15 protein-coding genes, 1 pseudogene, 1 riboswitch and 1 other annotated feature are annotated in these 22,770 nt (G+C 25.8%); of the genes and pseudogenes, 4 read left to right on the top strand and 12 right to left on the bottom strand.

Annotated elements, in window-relative coordinates; all coding sequences use genetic code 11:
* Positions 1 to 16 precede the first annotated feature (16 nt).
* Both aroB and aroF read right to left on the bottom strand, forming a co-directional pair.
* Entirely contained in the window at positions 17 to 1,081 is a 1,065-nt protein-coding gene (gene aroB / locus BGI42_RS12525; protein ID WP_069680620.1) for a 3-dehydroquinate synthase, read from the bottom strand.
* A gap of 67 nt (positions 1,082 to 1,148) precedes the next feature.
* Positions 1,149 to 2,162: a 3-deoxy-7-phosphoheptulonate synthase gene (gene aroF, locus BGI42_RS12530; RefSeq protein WP_069680621.1), complete on the bottom strand. Its 1,014-nt coding sequence runs from the start codon at positions 2,160 to 2,162 to the stop codon at positions 1,149 to 1,151.
* Between the two features lie 850 nt (positions 2,163 to 3,012).
* Between aroF and BGI42_RS12535 the strand changes: the two genes are divergently transcribed.
* Positions 3,013 to 4,881, top strand: coding sequence for a glycoside hydrolase family 18 protein (locus BGI42_RS12535; RefSeq protein WP_069680622.1), 1,869 nt, complete (start codon positions 3,013 to 3,015; stop codon positions 4,879 to 4,881).
* A 151-nt stretch (positions 4,882 to 5,032) separates the two neighbouring features.
* On the opposite strand, the gene cls is transcribed toward BGI42_RS12535, so the two are convergent.
* Both cls and putP read right to left on the bottom strand, forming a co-directional pair.
* Entirely contained in the window at positions 5,033 to 6,466 is a 1,434-nt protein-coding gene (gene cls, locus BGI42_RS12540) for a cardiolipin synthase (RefSeq protein ID WP_069680623.1), read from the bottom strand.
* 455 nt (positions 6,467 to 6,921) lie between these two features.
* Positions 6,922 to 8,388 carry a sodium/proline symporter PutP gene (gene putP, locus BGI42_RS12545; protein WP_069680624.1) on the bottom strand — a complete coding sequence of 489 codons (1,467 nt, stop codon included), beginning with the start codon at positions 8,386 to 8,388 and terminating at the stop codon, positions 6,922 to 6,924.
* A 236-nt stretch (positions 8,389 to 8,624) separates the two neighbouring features.
* Positions 8,625 to 8,842, top strand: a binding site (T-box leader).
* A gap of 280 nt (positions 8,843 to 9,122) precedes the next feature.
* Between putP and leuS the strand changes: the two genes are divergently transcribed.
* Positions 9,123 to 11,573 (top strand): leucine--tRNA ligase, encoded by a 2,451-nt coding sequence (gene leuS, locus BGI42_RS12550; protein ID WP_069680625.1) that lies wholly within the window; start codon positions 9,123 to 9,125, stop codon positions 11,571 to 11,573.
* A gap of 94 nt (positions 11,574 to 11,667) precedes the next feature.
* On the opposite strand, the gene BGI42_RS12555 is transcribed toward leuS, so the two are convergent.
* From BGI42_RS12555 to BGI42_RS12565, 3 genes are all read right to left on the bottom strand, one after another.
* On the bottom strand, positions 11,668 to 13,770 hold the full coding sequence (locus BGI42_RS12555) for a methyl-accepting chemotaxis protein (protein WP_069680626.1): 2,103 nt from the start codon (positions 13,768 to 13,770) through the stop codon (positions 11,668 to 11,670).
* Positions 13,771 to 13,874: 104 nt separating this feature from the next.
* On the bottom strand, positions 13,875 to 14,612 hold the full coding sequence (locus tag BGI42_RS12560) for an acyltransferase (RefSeq protein ID WP_069681087.1): 738 nt from the start codon (positions 14,610 to 14,612) through the stop codon (positions 13,875 to 13,877).
* Between the two features lie 287 nt (positions 14,613 to 14,899).
* Positions 14,900 to 14,991, bottom strand: a riboswitch (cyclic di-GMP riboswitch).
* 290 nt (positions 14,992 to 15,281) lie between these two features.
* A complete protein-coding gene (locus BGI42_RS12565; RefSeq protein ID WP_069680627.1) occupies positions 15,282 to 16,037 on the bottom strand; it encodes a polyamine aminopropyltransferase in 756 nt (251 codons plus the stop codon).
* 266 nt (positions 16,038 to 16,303) lie between these two features.
* On the opposite strand from BGI42_RS12565, the gene BGI42_RS12570 reads away from it, so the two are divergent.
* Positions 16,304 to 16,633, top strand: coding sequence for a HesB-like protein (locus BGI42_RS12570; RefSeq protein ID WP_069680628.1), 330 nt, complete (start codon positions 16,304 to 16,306; stop codon positions 16,631 to 16,633).
* 50 nt (positions 16,634 to 16,683) lie between these two features.
* Here the strand turns inward: BGI42_RS12570 and BGI42_RS12575 are convergent, their stop codons facing one another.
* From BGI42_RS12575 to yjbM, 5 genes are all read right to left on the bottom strand, one after another.
* Entirely contained in the window at positions 16,684 to 17,370 is a 687-nt protein-coding gene (locus tag BGI42_RS12575) for a hypothetical protein (protein WP_069680629.1), read from the bottom strand.
* Positions 17,371 to 17,392: 22 nt separating this feature from the next.
* On the bottom strand, positions 17,393 to 18,724 hold the full coding sequence (locus BGI42_RS12580; RefSeq protein ID WP_069680630.1) for a vWA domain-containing protein: 1,332 nt from the start codon (positions 18,722 to 18,724) through the stop codon (positions 17,393 to 17,395).
* A gap of 90 nt (positions 18,725 to 18,814) precedes the next feature.
* Positions 18,815 to 19,903 (bottom strand): AAA family ATPase, encoded by a 1,089-nt coding sequence (locus BGI42_RS12585; RefSeq protein ID WP_069680631.1) that lies wholly within the window; start codon positions 19,901 to 19,903, stop codon positions 18,815 to 18,817.
* 252 nt (positions 19,904 to 20,155) lie between these two features.
* Positions 20,156 to 20,935, bottom strand: a complete 780-nt coding sequence (locus BGI42_RS12590; RefSeq protein WP_069680632.1) for a hypothetical protein — start codon at positions 20,933 to 20,935, stop codon at positions 20,156 to 20,158.
* A 91-nt stretch (positions 20,936 to 21,026) separates the two neighbouring features.
* Positions 21,027 to 21,818: a GTP diphosphokinase gene (gene yjbM, locus BGI42_RS12595; protein ID WP_069680633.1), complete on the bottom strand. Its 792-nt coding sequence runs from the start codon at positions 21,816 to 21,818 to the stop codon at positions 21,027 to 21,029.
* A 253-nt stretch (positions 21,819 to 22,071) separates the two neighbouring features.
* On the opposite strand from yjbM, the pseudogene BGI42_RS12600 reads away from it, so the two are divergent.
* Positions 22,072 to 22,753: pseudogene (locus BGI42_RS12600) on the top strand (DUF2225 domain-containing protein).
* The last annotated feature ends 17 nt before the right edge of the window (positions 22,754 to 22,770 follow it).

The following is a 22,770-nucleotide window of genomic DNA, read 5'->3' on the forward strand; positions in this document are numbered from 1 at the left end:
TAAAATAATGTATGAATTAAAATTTATTTGTTTTAAAAAAATCTATATTAGTATTTTGTAAAAATGCATCTCCAATTTCTTTAAGTAAAACTACTTTTAACACATTATCAATATTTTTTTTATCCAAAGAAATTGTTTCTAATATCTTATCTAAATTTTCAATATCTATATCATAAGGAAGTGAATAATTAACTAATATATCTTTTATTTCATTAGAAATTCCTTCTGATATAATTCCTTTTTCTTCAGATATTTTAGATATTTTATACATTCCTATTCCTACAGCTTCACCATGAGTATATTTATTAAAATTATAGTATGCTTCTATTGCATGACCTAATGTATGTCCAAAATTTAATAACATTCTTTCGCCCTTATCTTTTTCATCATTTTCAACAACTATTCTCTTAATGTTGCAACAAGTATAGATTATATCTTCTATATTTTCCATTACCTCACTTTTATAACTAAAACCCTTTAATTTATGAAAAAATTCTTTATCTTTAATGCAACCATATTTTATTACTTCAGCCATTCCATCTTTAAAAAATTTATCTTCTAAAGTAATTAAAACATTTGGGTCAATCAAAACTATTTTTGGGTGATAAAAACTTCCTACTAAATTTTTGCCCCTATCTAAATCTACTGCAACCTTTCCTCCAACACTACTATCAACTTGAGCAAGTAATGATGTTGGGAATTGAATAAAATCAATACCTCTTAAAAATGTAGAAGCTGCAAACCCTCCAATATCCCCTATAACACCACCACCAAGTGTAATAATCAAATCACTTCTAGTTAATCTAAAATCTAAAAATTCATTATATATTTTAGGAAGAGTATTAAAAGATTTAGTTTCCTCTCCAGGCTCTAGAACCATTTTCTTAACTTCATATCCAACACTAATTAACAAGTCTTTAACCTTATCACCATAATAATAATCTACATTTTTATCTGTTAATATAAAAATCTTCTTTCCATTATAAACCTTCTTAATCTCATCACCAAAATCATTAATAAGTCCCTTTTTAATTACTATTGAATAACTTTTTTCCTTTAAATCTACAACTAACTCCTTCATTTTAATACTCTCCTTATATATTTTAATTCAACTTTTCTGTTTAAATATAAATTTAACTTTATTTAAACTATATTTCCCTACCTACTGCATTTGCAATAACTTTTAGTTCTTCAAAAATCTTTTTATACTTACTTGGTTTTATTGATTGTGGACCATCACACAAAGCATTTGCTGGATCATTGTGTACTTCTATTATAAGCCCATCTGCACCAATTGCTATTGCAGCTTTAGCTAAAGGTTCAACCATCCAATACTTACCTGTAGCATGACTTGGATCAACAACAACTGGTAAATGACTTAGCTTTTTAACTGCTGGTATAGCACTTAAGTCTAAAGTATTTCTAGTGTAAGTCTCGAATGTTCTTATTCCTCTTTCACAAAGAATAATATTTTCATTTCCACCAGACATAATGTATTCTGCTGACATTAACCATTCTTCTATAGTTGCTGATAAACCTCTCTTTAATAATATTGGTTTATCTATTTTACCTAATTCTTTGAGTAAATCGAAATTTTGCATATTTCTTGCTCCAACTTGTATTACATCAACATTATCATTAAAAACTTCTATATCATATGGTGACATAATTTCAGTTACTATTGGTAAACCTGTTTTTTCTCTTGCTTTCTTTAATAATTCTAATCCTTCATATTTTAATCCTTGAAACGCATATGGTGAAGTTCTTGGTTTAAATGCTCCACCTCTTAAGAAGTTAGCCCCACATTCCTTTACTTCATTAGCAATTCCTATTATTTGTTCTTCACTTTCAACTGAACATGGTCCTGCAATCATTGCTATTTTCTTTCCGCCAATTTTTATTCCATTTACATCAACTATTGTATCCTCTGGGTGAAACATTCTATTGGCTTTTTTGAAAGGTTCTTGAACTTTCATTACTCTCTCAACTATTTCGCTTGCTTCAATATTAGAAGGATCTATTTTACTCGTATCTCCAACTAATCCTAAAACACTAATTTCAGTTCCTATAACAGGATTTACTATAACTCCTTTAGTTTGAATTTGTGCTGTTAGTTTTTCTACATCCTCTTGCTTTATATTTTTCTTTAATATTACTATCATTATATATTGCCCCCTTGTATTTTTTGTTCTTTCTTACATTAATTTGTATTTGAGTTATAAAAAATAGAGCTCATAATTAATGAGCTCTATAAAATATCAATGTTATTCACCTATTGAAAAAAATTTTATATGAATCTAATCACTCATTAAAAAGGTATTATTATTCAGTTTTCTGCAAAATAAATAGCCAGCGCTAAAATAAAAGCCCCAGAATATAAAATAAAAAAAGCTATAAAATTTTTGCATCATACATCTACAAATATCCTTTTTCATGTTTTTTCTCCATCCATTATAAATTTAATCTTTTTAACATTATATCAAATCATTATAATTTGTCAATATTATTTGATATATTAATATATTTATTTCTTGTAAAATAATTATTTATCAATATTTTATATTTAAAAAATTTAACGTATTAGCTATTTGTGATTAATAACTTATATATGTGTTAATCAAGCTCATTTTTCTCAAATATTCTTCAATTTCATTCCCATTTTTTGTTAAAAATTACAAAATATTTCATCATATTTTGTAATTATATTTTTATTGTAAACATTTAAATAAGTGATATAATAATTATTAAAGAAATATAAGTAAATTTATTGAATATAATACATATTTTTTCTTTTTAATTGTAATTATATTAAAATAAAAAAATATTAACTAATCTGTAATTCATAAAGAATTCAAGATAGCTTCAACTGGACAATCATTATTTTATAGTATCTTTATATTCTACAATAAATGATTTTCCTTCACTTCTCTAAAGTCCACTTTAATATCTTCATAATTATCAAATAAGGTAAATCCTTTAAAATATATTTTAAAATAATAAGGAGGAATTCACATGTCAAAACAAAAATTTAACAAATTAAAAAAATCTATTTTGGTATTCACAGTGATTCCATCAATTTTAGGAACTACATTGGTTGGCTTTCCTGGAATTCCTGTCAATGCTGCTACTAAAGTTAACGCTAAATATCAAGCTAAACAGATTAAACGTAATGTAATGTATTATGGAGATTGGTCTATCTGGGGTGGTCAAAACAACTTTTATCCTAAAAACATACCAGCTAATCAACTAACTCATTTAAATTTTGCTTTTTTAGACTTTAATGAAGATGGAAGCTTGCAATTTACAGATTCCGGAGCTGCACTTGATGCTCCAGTTGGAATGCCTGTACAATGGAACGATGCAAATGCAGGTTTATTAAATGCTTTTCAAGAATTAAGAGCTGAAAATCCAAATTTAAAAATAGGTATTTCCCTTGGTGGTTGGTCTAAATCTGGAGATTTTTCTAAAGTAGTTGCTAATAGCTCTACTAGAGCTAAGTTTGTTGAAAACATTATGAAATTTATACAATATACTAATATGGATTTTGTTGATGTTGACTGGGAATATCCTTGTTCTGTTAGAGAGCCAGATCTTGTAGATAATAAAAATGATGAAGGTACTATAAATTCAACTGCTGCTGATAAAGAAAATTACATTCTTTTATTACAAGATTTAAGAAACGCCTTAGATAAGCAAGGTGAAAAAATAGGAAAAACTTATGAACTTTCTGTAGCTCTGCCTGCACCAAAAGCAAAATTAGATTCAGGTATTGATATTAAAAAATTATTTAAGGTGGTTGATTTTGCAAACATCATGACATACGATATGAGAGGTGCTTGGGACGATACTAGTGGACATCAAACAGCTCTTTATGCTAATCCAAATGATCCACTAACTGAAAGTGGTTTATCAATTGATCAAAGTGTCAAATATCTTTTAAGCAATGGTGCTCCATCAGATAAAATAGTCATTGGTTCTGCTTATTATAGTCGTGGATGGCAAAAAGTGTCTAATGGCCCTGATTCTAAGACACCTGGATTATACGGTACAGCAGAAGTAGTTTCAAAAGATGCTGATGGTAACCCTGCAAAAGGAGCAAAAAATGAAGCACCATTAAAATCAGGAGATAGTGGCCGTGTAGGTGGAGTTTGGTCTTACAGAAGCTTAAATAAATTAAAGTCAGCATATCCTGGTATTAAAGAATATTGGGATGATATTGCTAAAGCACCTTATCTATATGATGAAAACAGTGGTGCATTTTTCACTTATGATAACACTAAATCTATAGGTGAAAAAGTCAATTATGTAAAGGAAAATAACTTAGGAGGTATGATTGCATGGATGGCTTCACAAGATGCTCCTACATCATCTGATAATCGTGATGAATTAACTAAATTTACAAAAAGTAAATTGTACGGTAATGACAAGCTTCCTGAATATAATATAGTTTATAATAATCTAAATGTTACTGCAACAATAACTCCATATGCTGAAAGTTGGGGAACTAGTGGTGGTTATAACATCACTATAACAAATAATGAAAAACTAGAAGAATCTGATGCAGTTTTAAAAGGTGTAGAAAGATGCGCTGAAACAATAAAAACTCCAAAAATTTATATAAAGAGTACAGATGGTCCTTTATCTTCTGGTGAATACACTACTGGAGCAGTTAGCTATGAGGATGGCTACACTGTAGTAGATATTTCTACTACTTATGACGGTAAAACTATAACTCCTGGTAAGAGCTATTCATTTAAATTAAAAACTAGTGTTGCACCAAAGGATACTTCTGCTATACAAAGTATAGAATTATCTCAACGTATCCATAAAAATGCTGTTGAAATAGGTAGACAAACCATCTTTACTCCTAATAACAAATAGATAATTATATTTAATACACGGAATGAATCATAATTAAGTTTTAACTTAATTATGATCCATTCCTCTTTTTATATCTTATTATTTTATTTAAACATTTGTTCGAAGTTAATGTAAAAAGTAATTTATATATATAATCCATAATTTAAAATCATTATAATATTGGTGAAAGTAATCGTGCTAAAGATTCTTTTATCTTTAAATAAGTACTTCTACAAGCATGAGATTCTTTAGTTATCTCTTCAGAAAATTTAATATCCTCCATAAATTGTTTTTCGTAATCACTAGCTACTCTGTCATCAAATATAAAAGCATTAACCTCAAAATTTAATTTAAAGCTTCTTATATCCATATTAGCAGTTCCTATAGATACCACAGTACTATCTGCAACCATAGCTTTAGCATGAATAAATCCTTTTTTATAATAATACATTTTTATACCTGCATCTAAAAGTTCTCCTATATATGAACTTGCTGCCCACTTCATGAAAAAATGATCTGGATTTCCAGGTATTATTATTCTTACATCAACTCCTGATAATGCTGATATTTTTAACGCTTCTAATATTGGTAAATCTGGAACTAAATAAGGCGTTTCTAAATATAAATTTTTTTTAGCATTATTTATAAGTTTTATATATGCATTTCTAATATATTCCTCTTCATGATCTGGTCCACTAGTAACAATCTGTATTCCAACATCACCAATTTCTTCATTTATTTCTGATAAATATTTTTTATAATCTATTATTTCTTCTCCAGATGCATAACACCAATCTAATAAAAATCTTTCATTTAAATCATTAACAGCTTCCCCTTCTATTCTTACATGAGTATCTCTCCAAAAACCAATTTTGGGATCCTTGTTTATATATTCTTTTCCAACATTAAATCCACCAACATACCCGTATTTCCCATCTATAACAACTATTTTTCTATGATTTCTATAATTTATACGAGTATTTATATGTGGTAAAATTCCTGGAAAAAATATAGCAAATTTACCTCCAGCATTTAAATATTCTTTAAGTGCTTTTTTAGTTAAAGTATATGATCCCATACTATCTGCTAATAATCTCACTTCAATACCATTAGCTGCTTTTTTAGTTAATTCATCTATTATCTTTTTTCCCAAACAATCATTACGAAAAATATAGTACTCTATATGTATATATCTTTTTGCGCTTCTTATATCTTCAATCAATTGTTTAAACTTATCTTCTCCATTTACATATACTTGAAGATCATTGTTTGTTGTATATTGTGATCCTGAATGATTATAATTCATTTTTCTTAAATCGAAAAATTTATCTCCACCATCATGACAATTACTACTACTATTATATCTATCACTTAAATTTTTTCTCTTTATTTCATCAATTTGAGTTTTTTCTTTAAAAATCTTTTGCCTACTCAAGTTTTGTCCAAATAAAAGGTATAATACAAATCCTAAGCCAGGTAAAATAATTAATATTAAAAGCCATGCCCATGTTGTAGTTGGATCTTTTCTTTCTATAAATATTAGTGATAATGAAAAGATTATATTAAGTATTAAAACAATCATACCTATCGCTAATAATATATTCATGTTTTTTCACTTCCTTTGTTTATACATTATTTAAAATAAAATCATTGCATTATAAATCTTTACTTAATATATAATTTATATTTACTATTTTATCATGTTATATAAAATACTGTATCAAAAATTTATAATCTAACCATTAATTTATATAATTTTAAAACTATATCCTTTTAATAGATATATGAAAAGAATTTTAATACTATTATAACTTCAATATGCTTTTGATTTTTCTAATATTCCTTATTAAATAAAATCTTCTATGAAATAATCTCTCTATTTCATTATTTTTAAAAATTCTATAATTTCTTGTACACAAAAAAATTCTCAAAATAATTATATTAATTCTGAGAATCTTTCTGGTATCTTTAAATAAAATCTAATATTATAAACTAACTTATGTTTTAAGTATATATAAAAATTCTAACAAAACACAATTACTGTTTTAATTATGTACTATTTTATTTAGTGCTTTTTGAATCTAATTTACTAACAATATATATTGCAATTAAAGCTAATAAAAATCCTGGTACAATTTCATAAAGTTTAAATATTGGTGCTGAAAAATAATTTTTAAATATTGGCCAAATAGCTGAAGTAAGTCCACCAATTATCATACCAGCTAAAGCACCATTTCTAGTGATGTTTTTCCAAAATAAAGAAAGTATAATAACTGGTCCAAATGCACATCCAAAACCGGCCCATGCATATGATACTAATTTTAAAACTGAGCTATCTGGATTAAGTGAAATACAAAATGATATAAGTGCTACAACTAATATTGATAATCTACTTATTCCTATAAGTTCTTTTTCTGACGCTTTAGGCTTAATAATTGATCTATAAATATCTTCTGAAATTGTAGATGAAATGACTAAAAGTTGAGAATCTGCTGTACTCATAATTGCAGCTAATATAGCTGATAATAAAACTCCTATAAGTATTAATGGAACACATTTATGAACTAATAATATAAATATAGTTTCTGAATCTGCTCCTACTAAATTATGAAAATAATAATGTCCAACAAGACCTATTGCTGTTGAAGCTGAAAGTGTTATTATAGCCCAAACTGTAGCTATTCTTCTTGAAATTTTAATTTCTTCTGGATTCTCTATAGCCATAAATTTAGTAATAATATGAGGTTGTCCAAAATATCCAAGACACCATGCAATAGAAGATATTATTCCTATAACTGCCATACCTATTGTTCCACTACTTGAACCAGTTATAAAACCAATATCTAATGGGTTTAAAAGAGATGAATCAAAAGACGATACTATATTTCCTATACCACCTGCTTCTATTACAACTATTACAGGTAATATAAGCAATGTAAAAAACATTAAAACACCTTGGATTATATCTGTATAACAAACTGCCATAAAGCCACCTAAAAATGTATAACTTACAACAACCAATCCACATATTATAACTGAAACTATGTATGGAGTTCCAAAAACTGTTGTGAATAACTTACCTCCTGAAACAAACCCTGATGCAGTATATGGTATAAAAAATAAAAGTATGAATAGTGAGGATATTAATTTTAATCCTCTTGATTTATCATTAAATCTATTTTCTAAATAAGAGGGCACTGTTATTGAATCTGAATATTTTTGAGTATCTATTCTAAGTCTTTTAGCTACCACCTTCCAATTTAAGTAAGTTCCTATGGCTAATCCTAAAGCCATCCATAAAGATCCCGATAACCCTGTTAAAAATGCTGCTCCTGGAAGACCAAGTAATAACCATCCACTCATATCTGAAGCTTGAGCACTTATAGAACTTGCCCAATATCCAAGTTTTCTTCCTCCCAATGTATAATCAGATAAATTATTAGTTTTACGATAAAAATGGAGTCCTATCCATAGCATTACTACTAAATATAATGCAAATATTCCTCCAATTATTATTTTTTCATTCATTTATATAAACCTCCTAAAATGTAACTAATTATTTTATACGAATGTAACGATTTTAACAGAAAATCCATATAAATTCAATTTTTCTAATCTAAATATAAGAGTCATATTTATAAATAAGTAAAAATTCATAAAAAATTATAACTAAATTACATTTTTATCCTTGATGATTATAATACATATTTAAACAATGTCTTGCATTTTTAAAAATTTTAATATATAATATTTCTAAAATTTTATATTTTGCTATGAATAGAAGTAGTAATAATAAATTGTATCTTTAGAGAGCTATTGGTTGCTGTAAAATAGTGTTACTTTATTATGAACTTGTCTAGGAGCTTACTTGTTAAAAACAAGTACGGGTAAATATCCGTTAAAAATATGAAGTGGGAAGATTAAATTATATTTTTTCTTCTAATAAGAGTGGTACCGCGGAAATTTTGCTTTCGTCTCTTAATTTTAGAGATGAAAGCTTTTTTTAATGTTCAAATTTAATACTTATTATATGTTTTAGGATAAACTATATATCTAAGTTCTAATAAATAATATTCATTGTATTAAAACTTCGTTGAAGTTTTTTAAGTAATTAATCATTTGGTATTGAACATTATTAATTGGAACATATGTATTTAAAATAAATCGATAAATTTAGTAAATCAAATTCAACTTTTTTCTATTTTTATCATAATATAACCAACCTAAAACATAAAATTATATTTTATCTAGGAGGATTTAATATGTCAAATTACAATACTAAAATTGATGAAAAGTGGCAAAAGATTTGGGAAGAAAATGAAACTTATAAATTCAATACTGAAAATTTAGATAAGAAACTTTATACTCTTGAGATGTTCTCTTATCCATCAGGTGCTCAATTACATGCTGGTCACTGGTTCAACTATGGACCAACAGATTCATGGGCAAGACTTAAAAGAATGCAAGGTTATAATGTATTCCAACCAATGGGTTTTGATGCATTCGGATTACCTGCTGAAAATTATGCAATAAAAACAGGTATACATCCTAAAGATTCTACATTTAAGAATATTGAAACTATGGAAAAACAATTAAAATCTATGGGTGCTATGTTTAATTGGGAAAATGAAGTTGTTACTTGCTCCCCTGATTACTATAAATGGACTCAATGGTTATTTTTAAAACTTTATGAAAAAGGATTAGCTTATAGAAAAAAAGCTCCTGTTAACTGGTGTCCTTCTTGTAATACAGTTTTAGCTAATGAACAAGTTGTTGATGGAGCATGTGAAAGATGTGATTCTGAAGTTATAAAGAAAGATTTAACTCAATGGTTCTTTAAAATAACTGACTATGCTGATGAATTATTAGATAAAATAGATGATTTAGATTGGCCTGAAAAAACTAAATCTATGCAAAAACACTGGATTGGAAGATCTTATGGTGCTCAAGTTACTTTCAAAGTTAAAAATTCAGATTTAAAATTTGATGTCTTTACTACAAGAGTTGATACATTAAATGGAGTAAGCTATGTTGTTCTAGCACCTGAAAATAAATTAGTTGATGAATTAACTCTTCCTGAATATAAGGAAGCTGTTGAAAAATACAAAGATGATGCTAGTAAGCAATCTGAAATAGAAAGACAATCATCATCAAAGGAGAAAACAGGTGTATTTACTGGATCATACGCTATAAATCCTATAAATGGAAAAGAAGTTCCTATATGGATAGCTGATTATGTCTTAGCTACATACGGTACTGGTTGTGTTATGGCAGTTCCAGCACATGATGAAAGAGATTTTGCTTTCGCAACTAAATTTAATTTACCAATTAAAAGAGTTATTACAAATAAAGTAGGAAATGAACCAGAACTTCCATTCTGCGAACATGGAATACTTGTTAATTCTGGTGAATTTGATGGTTTAACTACAGATGAAGCAAAAAAATCTATTGTTGCTAAACTTGAAAAAGATAACCTAGGACAAATGAAAGTTAATTTCAGATTAAGAGATTGGTTAATTTCAAGACAAAGATATTGGGGTACTCCAATTCCAGTTATATATTGTGAACATTGTGGAACAGTTCCAGTTCCCGAAAAAGATTTACCAGTAGAACTTCCTTATAATGTTGAATTTACTCCTGATGGTAAATCACCACTTGCAAAATGTGAAGAATTTATAAATACAACTTGTCCTCATTGCGGTAAGCCTGCAAAAAGAGAAGCTGATACTTTAGATACATTTGTATGTTCTTCTTGGTATTACTTAAGATATCCTGACAATAAAAATACTGATGCACCATTTAACCCTGAATTAATAAATAAAGTATTACCAGTAGATAAATATGTTGGTGGACCAGAACACGCTTGTATGCACTTATTGTATGCAAGATTTATAACTAAAGCTTTAAGAGATATGGGATATTTAAAATTTGATGAACCATTTTTAAGCTTAACTCATCAAGGATTAATCTTAGGACCAGATGGCTTAAAAATGAGTAAATCAAAAGGAAATACAATATCTCCAGATGATTACATTAAAGAATTTGGTGCTGATGTCTTTAGAATGTATTTAATGTTTGGTTTTGCTTATACTGAAGGTGGTGCATGGAGTGATGACGGAATTAAATCTGTTGCTAGATTTGTTGATAGAATTGAAAGAACTTTAGAAACATGTAGAGAAGTTATGAACTCTTCTGAAAATAGTAAATCTACTATAGATAGTGATGAAAAAGAATTAAACTTCTGGAGACATACAGCTATTAAAGGTGTTACTGAAGATGGCGATAAAATGCAATTTAATACAGCAATAGCAAGACTTATGGAATTTACAAATGCACTTAATAAATATCTTCAAAATAATATTAAAAATTCTAAATTCTTAAAAGAAACTTTAGTAGATTTCTTAAAATTATTAGCTCCATTTGCACCTCACTTTGCTGAAGAAGAATGGAACTTATTAGATCATACATCAAGTATTTTTAACGAAAAATGGCCAGAATTTGACCCATCTGCTTTAGTTAAAGATGAAGTTGAAATCGCTATACAAATTAACGGTAAAATCAAATCTAAAATAATGATTCCATCAAACCTAGATGAAGAAGGAATCAAAAAAGCTTCATTAGAAAACGAAACTATAAAAGCAAATACTGAAGGTAAAAATATAATAAAAGTAATTGTTATAAAAGGTAGACTTGTTAATATAGTTGTAAAATAGACAATTTATTAGATATATTTAAAAATTATCTAATAAAATAAAAAATAGTAACCTGAATATTTTTTCAGGTTACTATTTTTTAACACAGAATATGCTAATCTTCTTTTAATTCAAATTGTGAAACCATATAATCTAAACTTTCTGCTTGTGCTGTTAACTCCTCACTAGCTGCCGTACTTTCTTCGGCTATTGATGAGTTAGATTGAACTACATTGGCAATTGCTTCTATTCTATCATTTATTTTATTAATCGATGATGATTGTTCTTCAGCCAAATTAACTATATTTACAATTAATTCAGTAGCTCCCTTAGTATGTTCTACTACTTCTTTCAATGAATGTGCTGTATTATCAGCTATAACTTTACCTTCATTTACAGATTCTATAGAATTCTTAATAAGTTCAGTTGTCTTCTTAACTGCTTGTGAACTTTGTTCTGCTAAAGTTCTTACTTCATCAGCAACAACTGCAAATCCTTTACCAGCTTCCCCTGCTCTAGCCGCTTCTATTGCTGCATTTAGGGCTAAAAGATTAGTTTGCTCAGCTATATCTGCTATTGTTTTAATTATATTTTGTATATTCTTAGATGAAACATCAATATTACTCATAGCATTTAACATATCATTCATCTTTTTATTACTATCTTCAATGTAAATAACTAATTGATTTACAATGTCATTGGTTCCATTTGCATGATTAGCTGTATCTTTTAATTGTTCATTAATATGCCTAATTGAATGTGTTAAATCATCAATTGAACTTGCTTGATCAGATGCACCTTGAGCTAATACTTGAGCCACTGAAGATACTTCTTGAGATCCACTAGAAACCTGTTGTGTTGCTTCTCTTATTTGACTAAATGCATTATTTAATGAAGATACTATTTTTATTAAAGATTCTTTTATACCTATAAAATCACCTTTATATTCACCATCTACCTCTATATTAATATTTCCTTTAGATATACTACTTAAAACAGCATCTATTTCAGAAATATAAGTCTTTAAATATTCAGCTGTATTATTTAATGCTTTAGCAACATTTCCAAATTCATCATCAGAATTAATATTTATATTTGCACTTAAATTACCTGCTGCTACTTCATCTGCAAATATACTTATATCAGTTAATGGTCTAAGCATATTACTTGAGAATTTATAGATTGCAAAAATAACTGCTATTATCATTAATATTGCTATTATTAACATTAAAATTAATAGTTTAGTACAAATTGAGAAAAGTTCACTTTCATATACTACATTCACTACTGTCCAATTAGATACAGGTACTTTATGATAAAAAGCTAATTTCTTTCCAGTTCCCATACCAAGTTTAACTATACCTTTATCTTGTGATTTTATAGCAGAAGATAACTTTAGCATTTCCTTATCTTCTAATGTATTTATATTTTCTTTCATAACATATTCTTGATTTGGATGTGATATAAATGTTCCATCATCTCCTATCAACATTCCATATCCTTTTTCACCATATTTTAAATCTTTTACTTTATTTTCTACTACTTCTATTACTAAACTAGATGCTACCCCTATTTTAGCCTCTCCCATTTCATCTTTCTTCCAAGCAATCATCATAACAACATTTCTTTTATATGCTTCAGAATATGTTGGATTTAAAATTAAATCGTAAGGGCCATTGTTATCAGAAAATTTTTTAAAAGTTTCTTCTATAGCTGCTTTAGCCCATGGAGAAGTTTTACACTCATCTGCCTTTACATTATAATATCTTGCTAAAAGCTTTTTTGAATTATCTATATTTTTCCATTCACTAGATGGAATTCCCTTCAAAATATGCAAAGCTGCATATTCATTAGGATATGTATTATTAACAAAAGTCCAACGTGATAAATTTAATTGATCTATAAGAGCTATAGATTCATCATTATTTTCTAAATTCAAATCTGGATTAATTTCTAAGATTTGATCTAATATAGGACTATAAGCCTTTTCCTTAACTTCTGAAAGTCTTGAATTTAACCAAATATCAATATTATTTACAGCCTCAGTTTCCTTTTCTGACATAAGATTAACTAATTCTTTTTCTATCATATTTTTTGCAGCACCATATGTTATTGATGTCAATAATAATAGCCCTAAAGCAACTATTGGTATAATTATTAACATTAATTTTGATTTTACAGATGCTTTTTTAAAATAAGCCTGAATCTTATTTATCATCATTACCCTCCTAATGATATTATTTTAATTTTATAAATTTAGTAAAATTTATCAAATGATACTGTAATAATATTTTAAAATATATATAATTCCACTAAAAATATCTATTTATTTTGAAAACTTTTATTATGAAGCCACACATGATTTAGTTCATGTTCATTATTACCAAACGTATTTCTTTCTCTAAATTCTTTTGCTGGTATACCTGCAACTACTGTATTTTCCTTAACATCCTTGTTTACTAAAGAACAAGCTGCAACTATACCTTGCTTTTCAATTTTCACACCTAAAAATATAGTCACATTACAATATATCTTAGCATAATCTTCTATTATAACTTGTCTATATTCTCTTGATAAATGACTATGTTCTTTATGAGAATGAGTTAATATAGTCACTCCTTCTCCTATACCAACAAAGTTTCCAATTTTAATTCCTCCTTTAGAATCTATAAAGGTTCCTCTGTTAATAAACACATCATCTCCAATTTCAATATTATCTGGTATATTAAATCGAACATTTTCTTCTGCTATGAAATTTTTTCCACAAGATTTAAATAATTTTTGTGCTAAAATTCTTCTATATGGAATTGCAAAATTTGCTATAAGACACATAGGAGATTTATCCAATAAATCCCATAAAAAATGAAGATATCTCTTTTCCTCTGATACACCACTTTCCGCATTTTTAGGAAGATAATCTTCATATAACTTTATTTCATCTAATATTTCTAATGGAATAGAGCACTTTAAAATCTCTAAAATTTTTATAACCCCATTCTTATCTACACCACTATTAATAATATTTTCCACTTCGCATAGTAACTTGTCTATTTTTTTCATGATCATTAATAATTATTAATTAAACTAATAATTATTTTCGCTCCCTTCTTACATTTAATTTTCTCTTTTTTGTAATATAAATAAAACTATATAAATTATAATTCGCATTTTTATTTGTAAAAAACGTATTGTTATAACTTGAGAATTACTTAATATTTACTTATTATTTTCTAATTAAATTTTAGATTTTAATATAAAAATATTTTTATCTAGAAATTTACAATAAAAAAATATCTATATAAAACATAGATACCAAAACCTTAAATTATATGTTTAAAATTATATATTTTGGTAACCTGACGATCATAGAAAAAATATCTTTCCTTTAGACTCATAAGCTTTGCGACCTTATTTTTCAATAAGTGTGCCATTATCATTTATATTTTACTAAACACTTTTATGATAACATTTAATACCTTATAATTCAATAAAATATTACACTATATAGCAATATTTCTTATCATTCCCCATATAACTTTATATTAAACTGTAATTTTTATTATCATTTTAATTATTTTATTTATTGTTCAATATTTAATATAATAAAACCTATGTATAATCTATTACTATATAAAAACAATAGGCTCTGTTTTAGAATAGTGTTTATATATTTAAAACAGAACCAAGTAATAAAATATACATAGGTTTATTTTGATTAAAAACATAATATTATATTTCCATATCACTATTTAATATTTTTTTAAATTCCATTAATGTTTTTGTTACTTTATTTTCATCTAATTGTTCATAATTTCTTATATATCCTGATGTATTAAGAGAAATATATAACTTTTTACTCATTTCAATCCAATTTTCAGGAATATAAACCCAAAGTATTTCTTCATAATTACAGCTTAAAAGAAAATGCTCCATCCCCCAAAATGAATATTCTTGTATATCATGTAGCTTATTGAATATCTTATAATCTTCTACTACTCTTAAATCTAACTTATATTCATATATATCAACATAAAAGAAATCAAATGTTTCTGAACTAGCTTTAAATGCATCTCCATGTATAATTGTAACTTTGTCATTTTCTCCAAAGTTTTTTTTATACAGTTCTATTACTTCTTCACTAATTTCATACACTATAACTTGCTCTACTTTATTCTTTTTTGCAATCTTATCTACTACATATCCAAGCCCAAGTCCTACAACTCCAACTTTTCCTTTGGCAAATTTTATTGCTTGATATGAACTCTCTATCTCTTTTGGTGTAAGTCTCATAAGACTTTTATTATCCCTTAATAATTGTATTATAGGCAAATCATATTCTATTGTATTTTCATACATATATCCTTGTAATTTTATTCCCTTACTATTTTCTTTTTTTATACAATAATGTCCAAGGCTATATTCATTTATAAAAGAATTATATTCTTGTACTTCTTTTATTATAAAATCTTTGCTATACGGTTTCATAAATTTTTCCCTTCTAAAAACTAATATAAAAACTATTATATAAATTATTATTAATAATATAAACTCTTTTAATACTTATTTTATACTTAAAATTATAAACTTTACCCTTAATACTTTAAAGAGATAAATACTGGTAAATTATATCATACTTTGCGCTTACAAACTATATTTTCATTGATTTATAATCTTTTTATTTTATATTTTATATGATATACTTAATTCATTAACATAATTGTTAATTATTTTAATTTAAGTAGGTGATTTATTTGAAAAACATTACTATAAGTGAAGAAGCTTATAATGAATTTAAAGGATTTTTAGATGAAAATAATATAACTGATTTTAATATTAGAATAAATTTTGCTGGTGCTTCATGTAGTGGTCCTATATTTAACATATCAGTATCTGAAGCTACTGATACTGATATTGTAGAAAAAATAAATGATATATCTTTCATCATGGAAAAAACTCTAATTGATGAATTTGGTGGATTTATAATACTTTCTACAAACGAAAATGAAGGTAGAGGTCTTACCTTAAAACCAGTTATAGCACCTGAAGGTGGCTGTGGTGGCTCATGTAGTGGATGTCACTAATAATTTTAAATAATACAACTACTTAATTTAAGTAGTTGTATTTATTTATATTAATTTATAATATCCGAAATATTAGAATTTTCAATATCACTTATATGCCATTGAATACTAGTATATTGTTGATTTATATCATATATTCCTTGTAACATATCAATCCAATACTTATTTTTAATAATTTCCTTTTCTCTATCTGATCCTGTTAAATTCGATAACCTATTTGAATTAAAATCTTCGAAGTAATTATATATTTTTTCTGATACTTTATTCATTGCAATAAAATCATTTAAATAATTTTCATTTAATATTAACTTTGGTTCTTTGTTTTTCATAGCTTGGTTTAATAAAATAAACATACACTCTCTTATTTTTGAATTTATATCATTAGGTATTATTTTTTTTATCTCTATTTTTTTAGAAAATATTGAAAAGCTATTAGATTTATACTCTGCATATTGTTCCCATAATTCTATTATATCATTTGAAATCATCTCATAATTTTTATATAACTTTAATAATTCATCATTTTTTATGCATCCCTGATCTATACTCATTTTAAGGATATCCATATTACTTTCATTTCTTTGCCTTAAATCTTCAATATTAAGTTCAGATTCTTTTCCAATTCTATATTTATAATTTCTAATATTAACATAACTAAAAATATTTATTATTAAACTTAAAGAAAATAATATTGTCATAATAATTGCATACTCTTTTAGTTTTAAATTTTTAATCACCTATTTCCTCCTTAATTGATTTTTATCTTGCCCAATCATGTATCACTGAATTAACCATACGTAATCCAAGATTCCCTTCAACCACTTCTTCTTTATCACTACGTATCCTTTTTATTATTCCATAATGATTTTTTAATGAAAATTCTTCTTCTCCAATTAATACCCATATTATTTTTTTATTCAACGGCTTTATACTTAATTCCTTTTCCCCTACACCATCTGTAAAATAAATTAATACTGAATTTCTTAAGTTATTATCTAATATATACTTAAATACAGGTGTAAAAGCAGTTGAACCATTATTTTCAGATCTTTTTTTAATATCCTTTTCACTTCTTAATTTATATACTCTTTTTATAGAATCATCACACTCTATTACAGTTATAGTATTATTTATTGTTTTACTAATCTCTAGTATTTCCACTAAAATTTTATGTAAAGTACTATCATTCATGCTTGCACTTATATCAATTGCAATTATTAATTCAGATTCTTTTTTAGGTAACCGTCCTCTTAAATCAACTCTATGTGGTTGTCGTCTATTTCTTCTTGTTATAGTTTTTTTATATCCATTTTTAATAGACGGCAATAGGTTCTTTAATACCTTTTGCCAAGGTATTTCTGCTTTCTCACTATATCCTAGAATTATTTTTTCAATATCATTTGGCATATTAGAGTCATCTATACTAATAGCTGTTTTCTTTGTTAAACTTTCTATATCTTCTAATGATACATCAATTTCTTCCCAAATATCATGAACATTTTCTAAATTCATTTCTTCTAATGAATCTTCTTTATCAACATTTTCATGTTTTTCTCTAAGTTTAATTGATTTATAAATATCTTCTGCATATTCTTCTGCACTTCTATCTTCTTTTAGATTTAAATTATATTCCATATTTATAGAATTAACTTTCTTACTCCATGGTGGTAAATTTTTTATATATTGATTTATTGAAATATCTAATGCTGTATTTATAGCTTTCTTACTTAATCTCTCTCTCATTTTCTTTTCTCTAGAAAAATGTGAATACATTATATGATATATTTCATGTTTAAATAATGCTGCCATTTCTTTTTTATTACATTGAAGAAATAAAATCGGGTTAAAATACATATTAAATCCACTTCTTTTAGGAATTGTAGCTATAGGATAATTTAAATCCATTCTTATTTTTCTTTTTACTCTTAACATAAATTGCCCAAAAAAAGAATCTTCACTTTCTAATAACTCTAAAATTACTTGTTCTACTAATTGGAAAAATTTCTTTTCATACATATTATCAAATTCATCAATTCTTTTTATATTATATGCCTTTTTTAAAAGTTCCTCTTTTGTATTATTAAAATCCATATAACTTCCTCCTATCAATTATATCTAAAATTATTTATTTAAGATACTTTAAAATAGATATTAATGTATTTAATTATAATAAAGTTTAATCTATTTAATAAATATATTAAAAAAACTCTCTATAAATTCATCTTTATTTAATAGTAATTTATATAATACATCTTTATGATCTTTTTTTATTTCTTTCATAATTCCAAGTCTTAGATCTCTAGGATATAAATCTAACACTTTAGAAAATAATATTAAATTCTTGTCAGAATGATTTTTTTCAACAAATAAAATAGCATTTTTAACTAATATATATAGTCTTGAATGATTTTCATCTTCTATCTTTTCCTTTAAATCAAAACTCAAAATATCATTTTCAAATAAATCTTCAACTTTAATAATAGGTTTTCTTATATGAAGTATAAAGTCCGCAAAATCATTACATATATTAGACCCAACATTTCCTCTTACTGTATTTAAAAATATGTTAAAATCATACTTATCTTTGTTTTTTAAATAAACCTCATATGCCTTAGAGATTCTATGCCAGCTTCTTGGTGTTGCTTTTATATTTTCTATTGAATTAGGTGTATGTAAATATTGTGGAAAGGTAGATATAAATTCTATAATATGTTCATGGATATTTCCATTTTTACTCATACCCCACTTTATCCATTCTTTTATATCCGATTGCATCTCTAACCAGACAAATCTATCTTCTTGAGCTGGGTCCATATCTACTACTTCATATTGACTATTAGAAAATCCATCAAACTTATTAGATGGATTCATCGCAGCAATAACTTTAACTTTGTCATCTAATACATATCCATTTATTTCTCTATTTAATATAAGATTCATAATCTCTTGTGAAACTGCATGATCACATCTATTTAATTCATCAATAAATAATATAACTCCATTTACATTATCTTTATTTAGTAAGTTTCTAACTTCAACTAGTTTATTATGGGTTGCATATATTACTTGTCCTTTTTCAGTTAATGGTAATCCTCCTATTTCTCCTTCTTTTAAAAGATTTGCATCTATAGTAACTAATGAATAATTATTATTTTTTGCTACGTCTTTTACTAATGATGTTTTTCCTATTCCACTTTCTCCAATTATTAATGGTACATCATTTGAATTTATAACTAAATCAACTGTTTTTAAAGTTTCTGTATAATTCAAAATATCATCTCCTTTATTTCTATATTTTATTAAATAAATTTGTTACTTGAATATATTATTAGAATAAAGTACCTTTACTACGCTTTTTAGTTAGAAATAGTTAATTAAAAGTTTTTGTTAAAACTCTTAATATTTTCTAAATTTCCAACATTCTAAACTATATATATCAATTTACAACTAATTGTATTCTAATACTAATCTTTATTATCTATAATTGATTATAATTATCACTAGAAAAGTATAATTCATATCTTACATAGACAACTTGTAATCAACAAGTATTTTTTTTGATTTTTTAGATCCATATTCCCAAACAAAATTAATTTTATCCATTTCTAAAATTTCTAATTCTAAAAAATCTTTCATATATTTTTCATCTATATTTTCATCTTTTATCTTATCCATTACAACTTCTATAACTGTGTCTATCTCTATATTCTCATATATGTACTTAACAATATTTATATTTTTGTAAATAAATAGTTTAACTTCATCTAAATCATAATTAGAAATATAATTTATTCCTTCTGCATCTGATGAAATTGCTGCTATTTTTGCATTCAACGTTGGGTTTTTAATATATCTTATTGCAGAATAGTAATTTTCAATAGCTTTTAATTGTACCTTTTCTGATGGATTATCTATATATTTGATAGCATCATAATCTTTTTCAACAGCTAAAATTTGCAACTCTTCACTTGGATTTTTTATAAATTGAATTGCCCAACCTTTTGTATTAATAGCTTCTCTTATTATTTTTTCAGTGGGATTTTTTATAAGCTTAAGAGAATTCCATAAAGCTTTTACGCATATAATCCCAATTTCTTCACAAACATTATCAATATACTGTATAGATAATGGAGTGCTTTTTATTGCTTCCAGTTGAACAGCTTTACTCGGATTTTCGATATATTTTATATTATTTCCATTATTTTTAACTATAAATAAATTAAATTCTTCATTAACATCTTTAATTTCTTTAATATATTCTGGTGTTTCTTTTAATTTTTTAAATAATTCATTTTTTTCCATAAGTATTTAATCCTTTCTTTTTAAATTTTACCTATTATTTTTACCTATTATTAAAGCTATGTTTGGTAGTATTCCAAACATAGCTTTAATATTATTCTCTATACTTTTCAACATCTTTTTTAACATAAAATAATAAGTTATCCAATTCCCAAATTTCTCCATATTGAATAAGTTTGTTTAAAGTTCTTTCATGTCTTGCTGCTTCAGCCTCTTTACCTAATGAGCTTAAAGTCAATAAAGAGTTCATAATATTTGAAATTATGCTAGATTTTACTTCAAATAATTTCTGGGCATCCTTTATTTCATCTTTTATTTGTAACATTTCTTCATCCAACTTAAAAGCTGCATCAGCTGAACTCTTAAGTTTTTCTTTTAACTGAGTAGGTATATTTTGTTTATATTTATAATTAAGTGAATGTTCAATAGTAGCCCAAAAGTTCATAGCTAAAGTTCTTATTTGAAATTCTGCAAGAATATCTACTGGTCCTTCTGCCATATTTACTTGATATTTTATTATCATATGATAACTTCTATAACCACTCTCTTTTACATTTTTAACATAATCCTTTTCGTAAAGAATTTGCATATCTTTTCTTCCACGTAGCAATTCTACCACTTTAGTTATGTCATCCACAAACTGACACATTATTCTTATTCCAGCTATGTCTTCTAATTCATATCTAACTTGATCTATAGGTATTTCAAATTTATTAGCTTTTTCTAGAATACTAGAAACTTCTTTTACTCTGCCAGTAACGAACTCTATAGGCGAATATTCATTCTTTCTTCTATATTCTTTTCTTATAGATTTTAACTTTACCTTAAGTTCTTCTACTGCTTGCTCATACGGCATTAAAAAACTTTTCCAATCGTTTATTGCCATAAATACCATCCTTTTAAATATCATTCATCCTTATTATATCAAAAACTTAAGACTATGTATAATTATTTATATAATTAGAATTATTTTTTTTAACAACTATATTATGATATAATTTAATGGTTAAAACTATACATTTGATAAAATTAAATTACAACTACATGTGTATTCATATTAAGTATAATTTATATTTCAAGATTTTAATTTATTAAATATATTATAATGCATATGTGTTTATATTTATTGAGGTGAACAAATGCACGATACAGAAATAAAAAAACATTTATTTCTAAAAAAAGTAAAATGTCCTGTATGTGATTATAATTTTAAAGTTAATGCCGTTAAAGTTAATTCACCAAGAATACTATCTAAAGATTCTGATTTTTTTTATAAGATATTCTTCACCAAATCCATATTTCTATGATGTTTGGATTTGTAACAATTGTGGATATTCAACCATGAAAGCAGACTTCTTTAAAATAAAAAAACATGAAAAAGAAATTATTTTGAAAAAAATAAAACCCTTATGGAAACCTAGAACTTACCCAGAAGTAATTACTGCAAATTTAGCTATTGAAAGATATAAAATTGCATTAGCTAACTCTGTTATATTAAAGTCTAATTATAGTACAAAAGCTATGATTTCTTTAAAAATTACTTGGATGTATAGACTTTTAAATGATATAGAGAATGAACTTATTTTTTTAAAAAAATCGTTAAAAGGTTTTAATGAAGCCTATATTAAAGAAGCATTCCCAATGTATGGTCTTCAACGTGATTCTACAACATATCTTCTAGGAGAATTAAATAGACGTATTGGTAACGATTCAGAAGCACTTAAATGGTATTCAAAAACAATAACAACAATTGGAGCATCATATAAAATAAAAGAATTAGCTCGAAATGGTCGAGATTTAATAAAATCTAACGATAATTAATATAATCAACTACTTTA

Origin of the sequence: Clostridium taeniosporum (assembly GCF_001735765.2) — a bacterium.
GTDB lineage: Bacteria > Bacillota > Clostridia > Clostridiales > Clostridiaceae > Clostridium > Clostridium taeniosporum.